The sequence below is a fragment of the Mesorhizobium sp. M0904 genome, from assembly GCF_040319475.1.
GTDB lineage: Bacteria > Pseudomonadota > Alphaproteobacteria > Rhizobiales > Rhizobiaceae > Mesorhizobium.
Window position 1 is genome coordinate 84,473 of the sequence record NZ_JAMYOC010000016.1, and the last position, 18,105, is coordinate 102,577.

Here is an 18,105-nt window from a genome sequence, read left to right on the forward strand (position 1 = left end):
CGCCGCGCTATCTCAGGCGACCCGTTTGCCGGAGCCTGCCATGACCGAAATCGTCACCGCCGCCATGCTCGTCATCGGCGACGAGATTCTGTCCGGCCGCACCAAGGACAAGAACATCGGCCACCTTGCCGATATCATGACGGCGATCGGCATCGACCTGAAGGAAGTGCGCATCGTTCCGGACGAGGAAGACGAGATCGTCGCTGCGGTGAATGCGCTGCGCACCCGCTACACCTATGTCTTCACCACCGGCGGCATCGGCCCGACGCATGACGACATCACCGCCGATTCGGTTGCCAAGGCCTTTGGCGTGCCATGCGAATACGACGCCCGGGCCTACGCCCTGCTGGAGGCAAGCTATGCTGCCCGGAGCATCGAATACACGGAAGCGCGCAAGCGCATGGCGCGGATGCCGCGCGGGGCAGACCACATCGACAACCCAGTGTCGGTTGCGCCGGGCTTTCGCATCGGCAACGTCCATGTCATGGCCGGCGTGCCGGCGATTTTCCAGGCGATGCTCGACAATGTCGTGCCGACGTTGCGGGCCGGCACCAAAATGCTGTCGGCCACCGTGGAATGCCCGTTCGGCGAAGGCCTGATCGGCGGGCCGCTGGGCGGCATCCAGAAGGCGCATCCGGACACGATCATCGGCTCCTATCCGAAATATGGCGACGGCAAATTCTGGACGGAACTGGTGGTGCGCGCCCGCAGCCAGCAGGCGCTGGACTCCGCACGCGCCGACATAGAGGCTATGGTGGCGAGTTTGATCAAGGCAAACAAGGCGGGCTGATCGGCCGGCGTGACGGAACCAAGCATCGCGCAGTGACGTTTGTCACGATGGGATCGCCGTAAGGAGTGAGGGACGGCCATGCGATTCAAGACCATCGTCGCCATACTGCAGAACGAACAGGACGCCGAGCGCGTGCTCGACTGCGCGATCCCGCTGGCCAGCCGGTTCCAGAGCCATCTGATCGGCATCCATGCCGAGGCGCTGCCCGTGCCCTACACCTCGGCCACCGGCTTTCCGGACACCGAGTTCCTGCAGGTTTCGGCCGACATGAACCGGGAGCGCGCCGAGAAGTTGCAGGCCGCCTTTCACAATCGCGTCGAGAATTCCGGCCTGTCGTTCGAATGGCGCAGCCTCGAGAGTTTTTCCGGCGACAGCGCGCTGACCGGCATCTCGACCGTTCGCACCGCGGACCTGATCATCGCCGCCCAGCGCGAATCGGGCAGCGACCCGAGCGCCGACGTCGACACGCTGGTCTACGACGCCGGCCGGCCGGTGCTGGTGGTGCCGCATTCGGGTCCGCTGGTGACCAGCTTCAAGCATGTGCTGCTCGCCTGGAACGGCAGCAAGGAAGCCGCGCGCGCGGCCTTCGATGCCCTGCCCTTCATCATCGAGGCCGAGAAGACGGACATCGTCGTCATCGACCCGCCGGATACGCTCGACGAGGCGCCGGAAACGGCCGGCGCGGAAATCGCCGCCTCGCTGTCCAGGCACGGCGCGACCGTCAGCGTCTCGGTGCTGAGGTCCGGCGGCGCCTCGGTCGACGACATCATCCAGACCAGGGTCGCCGAAACGGGTGCGGACCTGCTCGTGCTCGGCGCCTACAGCCATTCCTGGCTGCGCCAGCTGCTGTTCGGCGGGGTGACGCGGACGGTGCTGCGCACCGCACCGGTGGCGGCTTTCCTGTCGCGGTAGCTTCACCGGGATAGCTTTCCACTCCCCTTGCCAAGGCCAAGCCTTTCCAGTTAATTCCGCGCGCATTCCATAGTGTCTGCGCGCGATGCGCGCTTTGCGGAGTGCGCGAAGATGTCCCTGCCCGAAAAAGCCTTCCCGGTCTCCTGGGACCAGTTCCACCGCGATGCGCGCGCGCTCGCCTGGCGGCTTGCCGGCGCCAACAAGGGGCAATGGAAGGCGATCGTCTGCATCACGCGCGGCGGACTGGTTCCGGCCGCCATTATTTCGCGCGAGCTTGGCATCCGCATCATCGAGACGGTCTGTGTTGCCTCCTACCACGACTACGCCAGCCAGGGGCAGTTGCAGGTGCTGAAGGAGGTCACGCCGGCGCTGCTCGTGGATGACGGGGCTGGCGTGCTGATTATCGACGACCTCACCGACACCGGCAAGACGGCCGGCATCGTGCGCGCGATGATGCCCAAGGCGCATTTCGCCACCGTCTATGCCAAGCCAAAAGGCAGGCCGATGGTCGACACTTTCGTTACCGAGGTCAGCCAGGACACCTGGATCTATTTCCCCTGGGACATGGGCTTCACCTACCAGAAGCCGATCGCCGACGATCACGCCGGCTGATTCGCGGCACCGCCGCTCATTGTAGCCGGTCGCCCAAGGCACCATCCGCGACCGACAAATGCCCACGTGATGCTCGCGCGGCCGCGCCATCTGGGCGGGACCGGCGCAAATCGGCAGAATTTCGCTGGTCCATGAAACATTTTTTACTTTTATTGCTTATAATTAGCCGTAAGATTCATGAGACGGCAAATGATTCTGGAAGCTGGGGCAAGCTTCTCCGATGTTGACGAGGCCAACGACGCACAACCATCTGGCCGAAAGGGTTCAGCGACTCTTCGGCGCGGTGCCGTCCCGCCTGCAGGTTGCAGCGTTGCCCTGGCGCGATAGCGGGGACGGCGTCGAAATCATGCTGATCACCAGCCGCGATACCGGCCGCTGGGTGCTTCCCAAGGGCTGGCCGGAAGCGAAGGAGCCGCTTTGCGAAGCGGCGGCGCGCGAAGCCGGCGAGGAGGCCGGGCTGCGCGGCACGATCTCGCATCACGAGGCCGGCCGCTATTTCTACGCCAAGGTGCTGGATTCCGGCGAGGAAGTGCCGTGCGAGGTTCTGGTGTTCCCGCTGCAGGTCGACAAGGTCGCCGACCGGTGGAAGGAAAAGCGGGCACGCACCCGCAAGTGGGTCACCGCCGCCGAGGCTGTGGGCATGGTGCATGAACCGGACCTTCGCCAGATCATCGCCCATTTCTGCGCCGATCCACGCCGGTTCTCCTGAGCCCGAGCGGCGCATAGCCGCGGTCAGGTGCCGCGAACGCCATCGCCGAAGCACCTCCGCGCGGCGCCGAACCTTCCTCGCTGCGCTCCGCTTCTATCCCCGTTATCCACATATGTGACACACAAGATGTTGGGGTCATAAAAGCTACGCAAACGAATCCTTGACGGCGCAAAACGAGTCGCCTTTTATAGGCCATGCGCTCCTGTTGAGAGTGCGACCGGAAAAGTTTCGAGGCCGGTCTTTTTCCCGGAATATGTGCGTTTTGATCCGCATTCCCGCCTGTTTACGAGGCCGGCGGAGGCGTGGGATTTTGAAGCCTTGGGGGGCGAAAGGGGAGGATTGTCGGGCTTGAATAAATTGTCTGTTAACACTATATTTAGTGTTTGCAGATAGGTTCGACGCTAGATAATGTGAATTTCCCTCGACCGAGGGCGTTACAAAAAGTTTTCAGTTTTTGAGGGACCCACAGGGTCCGTGAGCATGTTGGACAGCGGCCTCGCAAGAGGTTCGACCGGCAGGGCGGCGGAGACTGTGAAGATGAGAGCCGGGGTTTTCGAACGCCGGCAGACGGCGGGCATGCGCGTTTCGTCAAGAGGGCAGAAATCCTCTGGGAAAAGCGCTATATGTAGACAAAAGGGACCGGACCAATGCGCATCGAGCGTCGTTTCACCAAGCCAGGACAATCTGCCTATGCGGAGATCGAATTCCGCAAGGCGCTTTCCGAGATCAAGAATCCGGACGGGTCGGTGGTGTTCCGCTTGGACAACATCGACGTGCCGGCGCAGTTCTCCCAGGTTGCCGCCGATATCCTGGCGCAGAAATATTTCCGCAAAGCCGGCGTGCCCGCACGGCTGAAGAAGGTCGAAGAGACGCAAGTTCCCTCCTTCCTGTGGCGCTCCGTCGCCGACGAGGCTGAACTGGCCAAGCTGCCGGAAGCCGAGCGCTACGGTTCCGAGACCGACGCCCGCCAGGTCTTCGACCGGCTTGCCGGCACCTGGACCTATTGGGGCTGGAAGGGCGGCTACTTCAAGTCGGAGGAAGACGCGCGCGCCTTTCGCGACGAGCTCGCCTATATGCTGGCCACCCAGCGCGTCGCGCCGAATTCGCCGCAATGGTTCAACACCGGCCTGCACTGGGCCTATGGCATCGACGGTCCGAGCCAGGGCCATTTCTATGTCGACCCGTTCACCGGCAAGCTGACCAAGTCGAAGTCTTCCTACGAGCATCCGCAGCCGCATGCCTGTTTCATCCAGGGCGTGCAGGACGACCTCGTCAACGAGGGCGGCATCATGGATTTGTGGGTCCGTGAGGCGCGCCTGTTCAAATATGGCTCCGGCACCGGCTCGAACTTCTCGTTCCTGCGCGGCGAAGGCGAAAAGCTGTCGGGCGGCGGCCGCTCGTCGGGGCTGATGAGCTTCCTCAAGATCGGCGACCGCGCGGCGGGCGCCATCAAATCGGGCGGCACGACGCGCCGCGCGGCGAAAATGGTCATCGTCGACGCCGACCATCCCGATATCGAGGAATTCATCGACTGGAAGGTCAACGAGGAGCAGAAGGTCGCCTCGCTGGTCACCGGCTCGAAGATTGTCAAGAAGCACCTCGAAGCGATCATGAAGGCCTGCATCAACTGCGAGGGCAATGGCGACGATTGCTTCGACCCGGCGGTCAACACCGCGCTGAAGCGCGAGATCAAGGCGGCCAAGAAGGACGCGGTGCCGGAGAACTACATCTACCGCGTCATCCAGTTCGCCAAGCAGGGCTACACCTCGATGTCGTTCAAGACCTACGACACCGACTGGGATTCGGACGCCTATCTCACCGTTTCCGGCCAGAACTCCAACAATTCGGTGTCGCTGACGGACGATTTCCTGCGCGCCGTCGAGCAGGACGGTGACTGGCATCTCACCGCCCGCAAGGACGGCAAGGTGCTGAAGACGCTGAAGGCACGCGATCTCTGGGAAAAGATCGGCTATGCCGCCTGGGCGTCGGCCGATCCGGGCCTGCATTTCAACACGACGATGAACGACTGGCACACCTGCGCCTCGGCCGGTGCGATCCGGGCGTCCAACCCGTGCTCGGAATACATGTTCCTCGACGACACCGCCTGCAATCTGGCCTCAATCAACCTACTGCCCTATCGCAACGCCGACGGCACCATCGACATCGCTGCCTACGAGCACACGGTGCGGCTGTGGACCATGGTTCTGGAAATCTCCGTCATGATGGCGCAGTTCCCGTCGAAGGAGATCGCCAAGCTTTCCTACGAGTACCGCACGCTCGGCCTCGGCTACGCCAACATCGGCGGCCTGCTGATGACCTCGGGCATTCCTTACGATTCCGACGAGGGCCGCGCCATTTGCGCCGCCCTCACCGCGATCATGACCGGCACCGCCTATGCCACTTCGGCTGAAATGGCCGCCGAGCTCGGCGCCTTCCCCGACTACGACCGCAATGCGCAGAACATGCTGCGTGTCATGCGCAACCACCGCCGCGCGGCCTATGGCGAAAGGGACGGCTACGAGAAGCTTGCCGTCAACCCGGTGCCGCTGGTCGCCTCGGATCTCAAGCAGCAGGAGCTTGCCGACCATGCCAAGGCCGCCTGGGACCGCGCCATCGAGCTTGGCGAGGAGCATGGCTACCGCAACGCGCAGGCAACGGTGATCGCACCGACCGGCACGATCGGCCTGGTGATGGATTGCGACACCACCGGCATCGAGCCCGACTTCGCGCTGGTGAAATTCAAGAAGCTCGCCGGCGGCGGCTATTTCAAGATCATCAACCGCGCCGTGCCCGAAGCGCTGCGCACTCTCGGCTATTCCGAGGCCCAGATCGCCGAGATCGAGGCCTATGCCGTCGGCCACGGCAATCTCAACCAGGCGCCGGGCATCAATCCTGGCTCGCTCAAGGCAAAAGGCTTTACCGACGAAAAAATCGCCGCACTCAATGCCGCGCTGAAGTCGGCCTTCGACATCAAGTTCGTCTTCAACCAGTGGACGCTGGGCGCCGACTGGGTGAAGGAGACGTTTGGCTTCACCGATGAGCAGCTCAACGATTTCTCGTTCGAGATGCTGCCGGCGCTGGGTTTCTCGAAGAAGGACATCGAGGCCGCCAACATCCATGTCTGCGGAGCGATGACGCTGGAAGGCGCACCGTTCCTGAAGGCCGAGCACCTGCCGGTGTTCGACTGCGCCAGCCCGTGCGGCAAGATCGGCAAGCGTTCGCTGTCGATCAACAGCCACATCATGATGATGGCGGCGGCGCAGCCCTTCATCTCCGGCGCCATTTCCAAGACCATCAACATGCCGAACGATGCGACGGTGGAGGACGCCAAAGGCGCCTACATGCTGTCGTGGAAGCTGGCGCTGAAAGCCAACGCGCTCTATCGCGACGGCTCGAAGCTCTCGCAGCCGCTCAACGCCTCGTTGCTTGCCGACGTCGAAGACGACGAGGACGAAGCCATCGAGCAGCTGATCGCGGCACCGGCCGCACAGCGCGCCGTACAGGTGACCGAGAAGATCGTCGAGCGCGTCGTCGAACGTCTCTACCGCGACCGCGAGAAACTGCCGAACCGCCGCAAGGGCTATACCCAAAAGGCGGTCGTCGGCGGCCACAAGGTCTATCTCAGGACCGGCGAATTCGATGACGGGCGCCTCGGCGAGATCTTCATCGACATGCACAAGGAAGGTGCCGCCTTCCGGGCGATGATGAACAACTTCGCCATCGCCATTTCGCTCGGCCTGCAATATGGCGTGCCGCTCGAGGAATTTGTCGAGGCCTTCACCTTCACCAAATTCGAGCCGGCCGGCATGGTGCAGGGCAACGACGCCATCAAGAACGCCACGTCGATCCTCGACTACGTGTTCCGCGAACTGGCTGTCTCCTATCTCGGCCGCCACGATCTCGCCCATGTCGACCAGTCGGATTTCGACAAGACTGCACTCGGACGCGGCATCAACGAAGGCAAGGCGACGCCCTTCTCCAAGGGTCTCACCCGCGGTGCCTCGCCGGTCAAGCTGGTGTCGGGCATGGGTGCGGAGCCCAAGGGCTTTGCCGGCGCGGGCTCCGGAACTCCGGCCCGTACCGCCCCGACCGCCTTCTCCGGCTCCAACGTGCTGACGTTGAAGCCGGCCAGCGACGAAGCCATCGCCTACAAGCGCGACTACGAGGAGCGCGCCAGGGAACTGGTCGAGGACATCGTCTACGCGGAAGCGTCCGACCCGACGGAGCTGTTCACCGACGAGGCCGCCAAAGAAGCCGCCGAAGCCAAAGCGCTCGCCGCCAACCGACGCCAGCAATCGCTGATGCAGGGCTACACCGGCAACGAATGCTCGGAATGCCATAACTTCACGATGGTGCGGAACGGGACTTGCGAGAAGTGCGATACGTGTGGGGCTACGAGCGGGTGCAGCTGAGGGACGAAGAATCCTAGGAGACTTTCATGAACACGGGCAGTCCGGAAAAATTCGGCGCATTCATTGAACGTATACGCCGTGAAAAGAGATGGTCACAAAACCAGCTCGGCAAGTTGATTGGCGCTGGAAGCGCATACATCACGAGTGTGGAAAACGGGGAAATTCGGCCGACCGACTACATTCTAGACCAACTCGCGACGCTTTTTGGGGTGCCTCATGAGTATCTAATCGCTATGCTCGGACCGAAGCCGCAACTAGCTGTCGAAGATCGCCCGCGACCCAAGGCCTGAAAGACAATGCGGCCAGGAGGATGCCATGAAGTCCCTGGATCGCTTCAATTCCGAAAAGCTGAATGAGCTTGAAATCGCCGAACGTGCTCGCACTTTCAGACGCACATTCGGCATTTCAGAGCAGCTCTATGTCGATATAATAGAAATCCTTGAATTTAGATTAAAAGAGATTTTCCCCGACTTTAAGTTGATGATTCGGCGAGATGTTGAGCTGGACAGAACTGCTCACGCTACCAATGATCCGCCGCGAATCTTTGTTAGGGAGACAATCTACGACGGTGCTTGTGATGGGGATCAGGAATGTCGCAGGATACTTGCTCATGAATTGGGGCATCTGCTTTTGCATGCGCACATCGAAGGCGCGAAGCAGAGAGATCTCTTAGGGTATTCTCCTCAATTCGAGAACATGAATTCTCTTTCCAGCATCGAGGACCAAGCTGATATATTCGCACGGAATTTTTTGGTACCACCGTTTATCGCGTTCGAGCATCGGCGCGATATACAAAAGCTTTCCCGTGTGACTGGAGCTCCTATGAATATCGCTTCAGCAGCCGCCCTTATTTCAAAGCGAATTGAGATGCTGAAGATTCGGCAACCGCCAAGGACAAGGCAATAAGGCCAACGTCATCGGTATTATGCTACTCCCCGTTGGCATGATCTGCCTGCCTCCGGACACCGGCTGGACCGCCACTGGCGCCACCGTGCAAACGGAAATTCGCGACGCAATACGCTTTCATATCGAAGGCTTACGGGGCCGATGGACTGGATATGCCCGAAGTATCAGCCTGACGGAAAATGTAGAGGTGTTGCGCCTTCCAAGCGTCTGCTCCAACGCCGCACCGGAAACGGTCCCGTCAAAATAGCGATTCTTGGATCTCTTTCTCAACCCCATGGTTGAGACGGATCACCCCGTTGATAAGCCACTGCGGATACGCCTTGTGGGTTCCCATAGCCAAAACAAAGCCTTTTTCCGGATACTCAGCGCCGAATCGCTCCGCCATTTTTCGTAGCGTTTCTGCCTCACCATACAGCCGCCGCCACTTGAGGAAAGTAGCCTCGATTTCCCAATCCTGACAGGTCCCTTCACGCGGCCCGTCTGCCGTTTGATATTTGTACTTGAATAGGAATGGAGCTGGCTCATATGGGACTAAATCTTTACCCAAAAACCCAAACAAGCTGTTCGCCTCTTGATCGTGCCACAAACGAAACCGTGCTTTCTCAGCCTCAAAGGTATGGCGGTCCTTTCTTTCAGCTACAAACTCTGCGTTTTGTGGCCGAATGAGCGCCAAACTTCGACCTTGCTCCAGTTCAGCATTAAGGCTGGAAACAACATGGCGAGCAATAAATTGTGGGCGTGACTTTTCTGACAATCTGCCCGTGATCGCTAACGATTTATGCTCCAGCCTGCGGCTCTCGCTTCGATGATCACCTTTAGGGAGGCGCCAACTATATTCAATTGTGTCCCATCTACCAAACTTCTGTGCGTCCTCAAGAGTCCGGAAGGCTACAGGATAAAGACGAATCCAGTTGCCCTCAGAATCCAGCCCCGCACAACAAACCAGTTCCCCATGACTCTCTCCAACGCGAGGTGCAGCCTTTACCAAAACCACCGCAGAGTCGCGCCGAGGAAGAGATGTCAATCACGCAGCCTTTAGAGAAAAGCCTTTCGTAACACCTAGGTTTCTAACTGGATTCTTTCGGATCTTCAATATCTGCTCACAAACAATAGAGCGATGACAATCCTTATGATCCCTTTCAAAGCACATCAGGCATATGTTCTTTGTTTCGGACTGCAGTGCTAGATCACGAATTAATTTTTCAGCAGTCTCATTTGCGATATGGCTCCTGAAAATTCGCTCAAATCGCTGCCGGTCGCCCCTTCGCGCGGCAAGCCTGCCCTCTTTGGGATCGCCGAGAGCCTTTGTATGACGATAATTGATGCCGGAATTTTCAAGATGGTTCTTAAGCGAATTTTTGGAAAAGCCAGGTTTTCGTGACAGAGGCAGATCTCTGACGTCGACCAGCAATTCCACTCCTGCTGATCTCAGCACGGATACAAAATCGCCAATCTCAGACCCTTCGTAACCTATAGTCAGTAGCGCCATTGAATATCTCTTCTGCCTGCCGCAGCTCGTAACCGATCGAGCTTGTCCGAAGCACTACGCGTTATCAACCCTTAGATCGTTCGACCTGCATACACATTTAGCCTCGGCCTCCGCCCTCACTCCGCCTCAGCCACCATCTGCCTTCCACCCACCCAGTCTCGCCAAGCCTTCTCATCGCCATGGAACACGTTGAGGTCGATGCGGCCCCTTACCCCGTGCGACAGGCCGGAGCCGGAATATTGCCAGAACAGCCATTTGCGATCGGGATAGACCTTTGACGGGTGGGCGGCTACGGCGCGCAGCCAGAATGGATAATCGGGGAAGGCGCCGCGCAGATTGTCGCGGTAGAAGTCGGGGGCGGTGTAGATGATCGGCCGCTGGCCGTAGTGGCGCTCGAGCTTGTCCATGAACACCTGCATCTTCTCCAGCACCTTTTGCCGCGAAGGGCGGCGCTTGCAGCTGGATTCGCCGTTCCACTCGACGTCGATCACCGGCGGCAGCGCGCCCTCGACCCTCGGCACGTTGCGGATGAACCAGTCGGCCTGCTCGCCGGCGGTGCGGCACCAGTAGAAGAAGTGATAGGCGCCGCGCTTCAAGCCGGCGGCGTCGGCATTGCGCCAGTTCCTGGTAAACATCGGGTCGATATGATCGCCGCCGTCGGTCGCCTTGATGTAGGCGAAGTTGGCGCCCTGGGCGCGCAGCTTTTGCCAGTTCACATTGCCCTGCCAGCGCGAAACGTCGACGCCATGGACGGCAAGGCGCCTCGGCGAGGAGGACTTACCGAAATTGATCGGCTTGGCGTCGCGAAAACCATAGCGCGTGACCGGCTCGGCAAGCATCGCCGGTGCTGCGCGTGTCAGCCGCTTCGGCGGCGACATCAGCGCGATGACCTCGGCCGGCGGTTCGACGTCCTGATCGGGTACGCCCATCGCGACCGGCTGTTCGTCCTGCTCCTGTTCGGCAAAAGCGGGCGCAGCATCAGTTTTCGCCACGGATGCCACTGGCGCGGGTGGCCGCACAACCGAGCTGGTGGTCTCGCTGGACGGCACTTGCAGCGCATCGACGCCGGAGGTCGACGTACAGCCGGCAAGGCACAGCGCTGCGATCGAAAAGATGACGACGCCTGATATACGCATCTGGACCTGTACGCAAAACACAACAGACCGAAGGCAGGACAACGCCGCCGGACAAACCAAGCTGGATTCCTAACAAGAAACTACCAACAAAGTTTGAATCGAATTGTTAGGGGGTTTGCATCGGGACGTTCGCCCGGACGGGGTGCGCTATCCCCAACGTTCGACCACGTGGCTGCCTCGCAATCCCGCTTGACAACTCACTGCATGAGATTAGTCTCCACTAATCTTACGGTGTAAGGCAATACTTGGGAGGAAGTCATGCAGCCCGCCGCCCTGTCAGAATTGCAGCCCGTAGCCCCGCCCGAGCGACGCTCGCCCGCCATCGGCATCGACGAGATATCTGGCGATCTCAGCCGCGTTATCGAACGCGCCGAGGTCAATGCCTGGCTCGATCTCTATCGCGCCGCCCCGGCAGACTTTGCCGCAAGGCAAGGCCTGGCGATCGCCGAAGATGGCGATCTCGTCTGGACCACCTGCACGACGATCCCGTTCATCCATTTCAACTGCGTCAAGAATCTCGGTGTCGATAGCGCTGCCACCGAGAGCCGGCTCGACGCGCTTCTGGCGCATTATCGCGAGGCCGGTATTCTGCGGCCCTGGTTCTACACCAATCCGCATACCGAGCCCGCGACGCTCAGCTGCTGGCTCGAGGCACGCGGCCTGCAGCGTCAGGGCGGTTGGGAACGCATCTTTCGCGACGCCACGCCATTGCCAACGGAGCCGCTTTTCCCGTCGAAGGATGTCTCGGTCGAGCGGGTGACGTCGGCAACGGCAAGGGAATGGGCTGGGTTCATCGACAGCCAATATCGGTTGCCGACCTCACCATGGTTGCTAGCGCTGGCCGGCCGACGCGGCTGGCATCATTATATGCTGCGGCGGGACGGCGCGGTGGCGGCGGTGCGCTCGATGGTCATCGGTGTCGACGGCATGGCCTGGAGCGGCATCGACGCGCCGGTGCCCGGCATCATGGCGCCGAGCTTCGACCTCGATGCAATGCTCGGCGAAGCGATGGTGCGCGACGGACTTGCGGCCGGTGCAAAACTGTTCGTGGCCGACATCGAGGCGCCGCAGTGCGAACGCGACGGGCCGGCGTATCGCAACTATGCGCGCCTCGGCTTCAGGCTCGCTTATTTCCGCAGCCATTACAGCTATTTGCCGGCAAATTCCGGCTGACCGCTTCAAGACCCTAGCCGCAAAGCCACAGCTTGTGGCAGGTCGTGGCCATAAGGTGGGCCGGCGGTACAAAACGATCGTTGACCGCCACATCATCGTCCGCCCGGCGGACCTTTTCCTCGAGCAGCGTGCGAAGTTCTGCCGGCTGCACGCGGTCGCGCTCCATCACCAGCTTGATCATCGGATCACTCAAGAGCTCGTCCAGGGTGTTGATGCTGTCGTTCATTCCGTCGCCTCCTCGACTGCCGCCCGCACGCAATAGATAGGCAGCAATGATGGCCCGCCAATGACGCTTTGCCGGCTATCTCGTGTCGCTTTGGATTAAATTTTATCCAGACTTCACCTCAAGCCGGAGGTGGCGCGCCTTCATATTGCGGCAGGCCGTCGTCGATCTGGACCCAGGGCTGCTTCGAGGCGGTCCAGATGTGCATCTCAGGCCTGAACACCGAAGGATCATCGAGCGAGCCGGTCGTGATGCCGATGATGCCGGCGGAATCGCGCCGGGAAAACATCGTCGTGCCGCAACGCGGGCAAAAGCCACGCTTGAGATCGGGCGAGGAATTCACCGTCGCCACCGGTCCGTCGACCGTCACATCGTCGATGCGGAACAGCACGCGCGCGTTGAAGGCGGCACCCAGTGCCTTCTGGCAGAGCCGGCAATGGCAGACGCGCTCATTGATCGGTGTCGCCTCGGCATGGTAGCGCACCGCACCGCACAAACACCCGCCCTGATATCTTGCCATCGCCCATGTCCCTTCCCTGCGAGGATAGGCGATACCTATCGATAGGCGTGGCACCGTCAATTGAAAAGCTTTGATGGCGTTATCTAAAGCTGTGATCCGGCCGATGGGCGATCGGCTGGATGCGCCGCGCCAAGGCCTCATCAACGAAATGCCGGCCATCTCGCGGGAGACGGCCGGCAGACAATTGACTGAGCGTCAGTTCGTTTCGTTGACGACCTCATCCCAAGTCTTGACCTTGGTCTCGCCATTGAGGAACGGCAGCGTGGCAGCTGTCAGTTCCGGCGCGAAGAACACGTCATAGTGGGTGCGGTTCGGCAGGATCGCCAGGCGGTTTTGCGACAGGTTCTCGCGCATCCAGCCGGCGTCCTTCAACCCGCCGCCAAGCATCTGGTAAAACTTGATCTCGTGCTCGGGCCGGTACATGTCGCTGTCGCCGAACACCAGCATGACCGGCATTTTCAGCTTCGGCACGTCGGCAGAATAATCGTAGTCCTTGCGCATATAGGCGCCGAGCTGGTCGAGCAGTTTCGGAAAATCCTTCGGATGCGGCGCGACCGCGACGTAGGATTTGTACATCGGCGTGTCCTTCATCATGTCGGCCATCGCTGCGCCGACTTGTGCCTGCTGGCCACGCATCTCGGCATAGAAGCCGTCCGCGGCGTAGCCGGTCGAGACCAGGACGAGCCGGCGCACCACGTCGGGATGCTGCACGGCCATGCGGAAGGCGACGCCCCCACCCAGCGAATAACCCATGACGTCGACCTTGTCGTAGCCGAGCGCCTTGACGATCGCCGCCATGTCGTCGCCCATCGCCTCCAGGCTGAGCGGCCGGTCGCCGAGTGCGGTGCGGCCATGGCCCTGCAGGTCGACCCCGATGACGGTGCGGTTTTCGGTAAGCTTCGGCAGGATCGGCGCGAACATGTCGGTTGTGCCGAGACCGCCATGCAGCAGAAGCAGTGGCTCGCCCTTGCCATAGACGGCGTAATAATAGTTCAGGCCGTTGATCGGCAGCAGGCCGGACTTTTGCGGCTTCGGCAGTGTTGCGGTTGCGGTCGTCATGGCGGGCTTGGCCTCCTCTGCGTTGATGGCGCCCGGCGCGGCAAAGAGCGCGGCGGCCGAGGCGAAAATGGCAATAAATATCGATCTGGACATATCAGTCTCCCTCTCTCGTTTGCATCAAAGTCGCTTGTGCATCAAAGTAGCTTGGCGACCTCCTCGAGCTGTTCGGCGCACTGGCCCCAGCCGTCGTGAAAACCCATTTTCTCGTGCTGTTCGCGGTCGGCGACCGACCAATGCGCAACCCGGGCGATGTAGCGGGTCTTGCCCTCGCCCTCGTCGTCGAAGGTCAGCACGACCGTCATGAACGGCTTTTCGGACGGCTCCCACGCCTTGGTATAGGCATCGGTGAAGACGAGCTTTTTGCCCGGTACGACTTCGAGGAAGATGCCTGGATTCGGGAACTCCTTGCCGTCGGGATCGGCCATGACGACAAGGGTGGAGCCACCGGTCCGCACATGCATTTCGGCGCGCGGCGTCGTCCACGGCTTCGGCGAGAACCATTGCGTCAACAGCTTCGGCTCGGTCCAGCAGCGATAGACGTTCTCGCGCGGCGCATCGATGATGCGGGCGAGAACGAGCTCGCGGTCGGAGTTGGGGGCGATGTCCAGCTTGGTGGTCATGGTGTTCCCTCACATGTCGGTTTTGGCTTTCGTGTCTAGGACGAACCGACAAGACGCAAGCCGACACGGTCCGCGAGAAAAAATCCGCGGGACCGGAGATTCGAACGAAGGAACTGAGTGGCTTCAGTGGCGCTTGGCTTGCACCAGATAAGCGTCGATCTCGGTCTCGCCGAGCCACTTGGCCGCTTCCAGCCGATGCAGGCCTTCGACCAGGACGTGGCGCTTGCCGTCATGGCGCACCTGGATCGGTATCTTCATGCCGTTTTCCAGAATGTCCTCGGCCAGATGGCGGACGGTTTCAGGATGCAGCGTCTTCTTGCGCGCGGTCGGCACGTAGATGTCGTCGACCCTGACTTTTTGCACTCTCAGCATATCGGCTCCCGTGCGGACAAGGCCGCCCTTTGTGAGATAGTCTGTTTGGCCGGCAAGGCCAAGGGAGCAGCCCGGCAATGGCTGGCCCGATCGTTTCCAATTGACGCTTGGCCGGCGGATGGCCGAAATGGCGGCCTTCGACCTTAGCGGTGTCCATGAACCATCTGCCGACCGAGTTTCCCGATTTCGGACTGACGCCGGAGCAGCGACGCCAGGCGGTGCGCAGCCATTACTGGGAATGGCCCGGTATGGATGGCGGGCGCGGCGAAATCTGGTGCTACAGCGACCGTTTTTCCTATCGCCCCGGCGAGATGGTGGCGCTGCATGTCAGTTCGACGGCCGCCGGTTTCGGCATCGCGATCATCCGCGACGGCGGCGCGGAAACGACAATGTTCGAAAGGACCGGGATTGCGGCGCGCTGGCAAGATACGCCGGATCAATGTTCGGTCGAAGGCTGCGGCTGGCAGGCGTCGTTCGAGTTTCGCATCGGCGACGACTGGCCATCCGGCGCCTATCGCGTCACGCTTGAAGCGGACGGTCGCGACGGCAAGCCGATCCGCTGTCATCACCTTTTCATCGTCTCGCCGCAGCCCGGCAAGAAACCCGGCCGCGTGCTGCAGGTCGCGGCCACCGGCACCTGGCTCGCCTACAACACATGGGGCGGTTCCAACCATTACGAAGGCATCACCGGGCCGGCCCGCGACCAGTATGCACGAATGGTGTCGACGCAGCGGCCTTGGTGCCGCGGCTTCGTCGTGCTGCCCAAGGATGCGCCGCGCGTGCCGCTCGAAGTCGCGGTGCCGCCGAAAACCGTGCCGCGCTGTCCGCACATGGAATGGGCCTTTGCCACCGGCCATTCGAAGAAATACGCCTCAGCCGGCTGGGCAAGCTACGACAGCCATTTCTTCCGCTTCGCCGAGCGTTCCGGCTACGCCGTCGATCTCGCCAGCCAGCACGATCTGCATTTTTCGCCCGACATTCTCGACGGCTATGACTGCGTCGTCTTCGTCGGCCACGACGAATATTGGACCTGGGAAATGCGCGATGCGGTCGACACCTATGTCGAGCGCGGCGGTCATGCGGCGCGCTTTGCCGGCAACTTCATGTGGCAGACCAGGCTGGAGGACGAAGGCCGCCGGCAGGTCTGCTACAAATACCGCGCCCGCGCCGAGGACCCGGCCTATCGCGGCGGCGATATGAAGCGCGCCACCAATTCCTGGGAAGCGCCGGAAATCGGCCGGCCGGGTGCGGCGACCTTCGGCCTCAACGCGACAAGAGGCGTCTATGCCGGCTGGGGCGGCTGCGCGCCGCGCGGGGTGCGTGGCTTTCCGGTCTACCGGCCGGAGCATTGGGCCTTCGCCGGTACCGGCATCTACTATGGCGACCTGCTCGGCGCCGACAGCCATGTCTATGGCTATGAGGTCGACGGGCTCGATTTCGAGATCCGCGGCGGCCTGCCCTACCCGACGCCCGACAGCGGCGCACCGAACGGCCTGCAGGTGCTCGCGGTCGGCATGGCTGCCCAGGTCGAGGAAAGCGCCGACATCCCGTTCGAGGACCAGTTCCTCGGCGACGAGGACGGCCGCTTCACCGCCGAAACGCTGTTCGGCGAGGCAAGTGACGCCAATCTGGACAAGGTCAAACGCGGGAACGGCATGATCGTCAATTTCCGGCGCGGCAAAGGCGAGGTGTTTCACGCCGGAAGCTGCGAATGGGTTGCCGGCCTGCTAAGGCAGGATGCGATGGTCGAGCGTGTTACCAGAAATGTCCTCGACCGCTATCTCGGAAAGTCATGACATGCTGAAGTCCCCTGCCCCGGAAGCCCGCGAAGCCTCGCATCTGTTCTACCTGTCCAGCCTGCGCCGGCCGCTGATCGACCGCGCCGAAGGCATCTACATGTGGACGCAGGATGGCCGCCGCTTCATCGACGGATCGAGCGGCCCGATGGTCGCCAATATCGGCCACTCCAATCGCAACGTGCTTGATGCGATGAAACGGCAGATGGACCGCGCCACCTTCGCCTACCGCCTGCATTTCGAGAACGAACCGGCAGAGGAGCTCGCGCGGCAACTGGCGGCCAAACTCCCCGAGGGCCTGGACCGCATCTTTTTCGTCTCCGGTGGCTCGGAGGCGACGGAATCCTGCGTCAAGCTGGCGCGGCAATGGGCAGTCGCCATCGGCCAGCCCAGCCGCTGGAAGGTGATCACGCGCTTTCCGTCCTATCATGGCGGCACGCTCGGCGCGCTCGCCGTCACCGGCGACGATGCGCTGGCCGAAACTTTTGCGCCGATGATGCAGGTCATGCCGACGGTGCCGGCGCCTGCCGCCTGGCGCGACCGCGACAATCTTTCGATGGAACAGCGCGGCACCCGCTACGCCGACATGCTGGAGGAAAAGATCCTCGCCGAGGGACCGCAGAGCGTGCTCGCCTTCATTATGGAGCCGGTCGGCGGCGCTGCCACAGCTGCATTGGTGGCGCCCGACAGCTATTATCCGCGCATCCGCGAGATCTGCGATCGCTACGGCATCCTGCTCATCCATGACGAAGTGATGAGCGGTGCCGGCCGCACCGGAAAATTCCTTGGCGGCGACCACTGGAACTGCAAGCCAGATATCGTCGCGCTGTCGAAGGGGCTGGGCTCGGGCTATGCCCCGCTCGGTGCGCTGGCGGCACCGATGCGGCTGGTGCAGCCATTGCTCGCGTCGGGCGGCTTCCAGCACGGCCATACCTATGCCGGCAATCCGCTCGCCTGCGCCGCCGGGCTCGCCGTGCTCGGCGAGATGGACCGTCTCGGCCTGATCGCGAACGCGGCTGTCATGGGCGAGCTATTGATGGCCGAGCTGAAGGGATTGGCGAAGCGGTTTCCGTTCATCGCCGACGTCCGCGGCAAGGGCCTGCTCACCGGTGCCGAAATGGTCGCCGATCCGGACACGCTGAGGCCGATCGAGCCGGCGAAAAAGGCCACTCAGCGCCTGCTCGACCTCGCCTATGAGCGCGGCCTGATCATCTACGGACGCAAGGTCAAGGGCGGTGTCGACGGCGACAATTTCATGGTCGCGCCGCCGATGATCGTCACCGCCGCGCAGATCGGCGAGATCATATCCATCATCGGTGACGCGCTCGAGGTGCTGGCCGGCGAGCTCGACCTGCCGGTCGAAGGCTGAGGAACGA

Annotated in this window: 18 protein-coding genes; 10 read left to right on the forward strand and 8 right to left on the reverse strand. The window is 61.5% G+C overall.

The window, feature by feature from the left end; all coding sequences use genetic code 11:
* Positions 1-40: 40 nt before the first annotated feature.
* The 7 genes from NKH80_RS18140 to NKH80_RS18170 all read left to right on the forward strand — a co-directional run bounded on the left by NKH80_RS18140 (position 41) and on the right by NKH80_RS18170 (position 8,341).
* Complete coding sequence (locus NKH80_RS18140; RefSeq protein ID WP_352992788.1) at positions 41-790, forward strand: competence/damage-inducible protein A; 750 nt, start codon at positions 41-43, stop codon at positions 788-790.
* A gap of 78 nt (positions 791-868) precedes the next feature.
* On the forward strand, positions 869-1,702 hold the full coding sequence (locus tag NKH80_RS18145) for a universal stress protein (RefSeq protein WP_352477397.1): 834 nt from the start codon (positions 869-871) through the stop codon (positions 1,700-1,702).
* 111 nt (positions 1,703-1,813) lie between these two features.
* Positions 1,814-2,314, forward strand: coding sequence for a xanthine phosphoribosyltransferase (gene gpt, locus NKH80_RS18150; RefSeq protein ID WP_352992790.1), 501 nt, complete (start codon positions 1,814-1,816; stop codon positions 2,312-2,314).
* Positions 2,315-2,534: 220 nt separating this feature from the next.
* Entirely contained in the window at positions 2,535-3,023 is a 489-nt protein-coding gene (locus tag NKH80_RS18155) for an NUDIX hydrolase (RefSeq protein ID WP_352649196.1), read from the forward strand.
* Positions 3,024-3,670: 647 nt separating this feature from the next.
* Complete coding sequence (locus NKH80_RS18160; protein ID WP_352992792.1) at positions 3,671-7,435, forward strand: vitamin B12-dependent ribonucleotide reductase; 3,765 nt, start codon at positions 3,671-3,673, stop codon at positions 7,433-7,435.
* A 26-nt stretch (positions 7,436-7,461) separates the two neighbouring features.
* The gene (locus tag NKH80_RS18165) at positions 7,462-7,725 is read left to right on the forward strand and encodes a helix-turn-helix domain-containing protein (RefSeq protein WP_352992794.1); all 264 of its coding nucleotides are present in this window, start codon (positions 7,462-7,464) and stop codon (positions 7,723-7,725) included.
* A gap of 25 nt (positions 7,726-7,750) precedes the next feature.
* Positions 7,751-8,341 carry an ImmA/IrrE family metallo-endopeptidase gene (locus NKH80_RS18170; RefSeq protein ID WP_352992796.1) on the forward strand — a complete coding sequence of 197 codons (591 nt, stop codon included), beginning with the start codon at positions 7,751-7,753 and terminating at the stop codon, positions 8,339-8,341.
* Positions 8,342-8,579: 238 nt separating this feature from the next.
* Here NKH80_RS18170 and NKH80_RS18175 read toward each other — a convergent pair whose 3' ends face one another.
* From NKH80_RS18175 to NKH80_RS18185, 3 genes are all read right to left on the reverse strand, one after another.
* Entirely contained in the window at positions 8,580-9,365 is a 786-nt protein-coding gene (locus NKH80_RS18175) for a DUF8758 domain-containing protein (RefSeq protein ID WP_352992798.1), read from the reverse strand.
* Positions 9,366-9,830: a DUF488 domain-containing protein gene (locus NKH80_RS18180; protein WP_352992800.1), complete on the reverse strand. Its 465-nt coding sequence runs from the start codon at positions 9,828-9,830 to the stop codon at positions 9,366-9,368.
* A gap of 116 nt (positions 9,831-9,946) precedes the next feature.
* Positions 9,947-10,966 carry a GH25 family lysozyme gene (locus tag NKH80_RS18185; protein WP_352992802.1) on the reverse strand — a complete coding sequence of 340 codons (1,020 nt, stop codon included), beginning with the start codon at positions 10,964-10,966 and terminating at the stop codon, positions 9,947-9,949.
* Positions 10,967-11,224: 258 nt separating this feature from the next.
* Between NKH80_RS18185 and NKH80_RS18190 the strand changes: the two genes are divergently transcribed.
* Entirely contained in the window at positions 11,225-12,139 is a 915-nt protein-coding gene (locus NKH80_RS18190; RefSeq protein ID WP_352992804.1) for a hypothetical protein, read from the forward strand.
* 13 nt (positions 12,140-12,152) lie between these two features.
* On the opposite strand, the gene NKH80_RS18195 is transcribed toward NKH80_RS18190, so the two are convergent.
* From NKH80_RS18195 to NKH80_RS18215, 5 genes are all read right to left on the reverse strand, one after another.
* Positions 12,153-12,365 carry a hypothetical protein gene (locus NKH80_RS18195; protein WP_023717422.1) on the reverse strand — a complete coding sequence of 71 codons (213 nt, stop codon included), beginning with the start codon at positions 12,363-12,365 and terminating at the stop codon, positions 12,153-12,155.
* 118 nt (positions 12,366-12,483) lie between these two features.
* Entirely contained in the window at positions 12,484-12,882 is a 399-nt protein-coding gene (locus NKH80_RS18200) for a GFA family protein (protein ID WP_254817677.1), read from the reverse strand.
* A gap of 195 nt (positions 12,883-13,077) precedes the next feature.
* The gene (locus NKH80_RS18205) at positions 13,078-14,034 is read right to left on the reverse strand and encodes an alpha/beta fold hydrolase (protein WP_352702977.1); all 957 of its coding nucleotides are present in this window, start codon (positions 14,032-14,034) and stop codon (positions 13,078-13,080) included.
* Between the two features lie 41 nt (positions 14,035-14,075).
* A complete protein-coding gene (locus NKH80_RS18210; protein ID WP_352992806.1) occupies positions 14,076-14,561 on the reverse strand; it encodes an SRPBCC family protein in 486 nt (161 codons plus the stop codon).
* Positions 14,562-14,684: 123 nt separating this feature from the next.
* Entirely contained in the window at positions 14,685-14,933 is a 249-nt protein-coding gene (locus NKH80_RS18215; protein WP_352992808.1) for a ParB N-terminal domain-containing protein, read from the reverse strand.
* Between the two features lie 155 nt (positions 14,934-15,088).
* On the opposite strand from NKH80_RS18215, the gene NKH80_RS18220 reads away from it, so the two are divergent.
* Entirely contained in the window at positions 15,089-16,729 is a 1,641-nt protein-coding gene (locus NKH80_RS18220; protein WP_352992810.1) for a N,N-dimethylformamidase beta subunit family domain-containing protein, read from the forward strand.
* Between the two features lies 1 nt (position 16,730).
* Entirely contained in the window at positions 16,731-18,098 is a 1,368-nt protein-coding gene (locus NKH80_RS18225) for an aminotransferase family protein (protein ID WP_352702983.1), read from the forward strand.
* Positions 18,099-18,105: the final 7 nt, after the last annotated feature.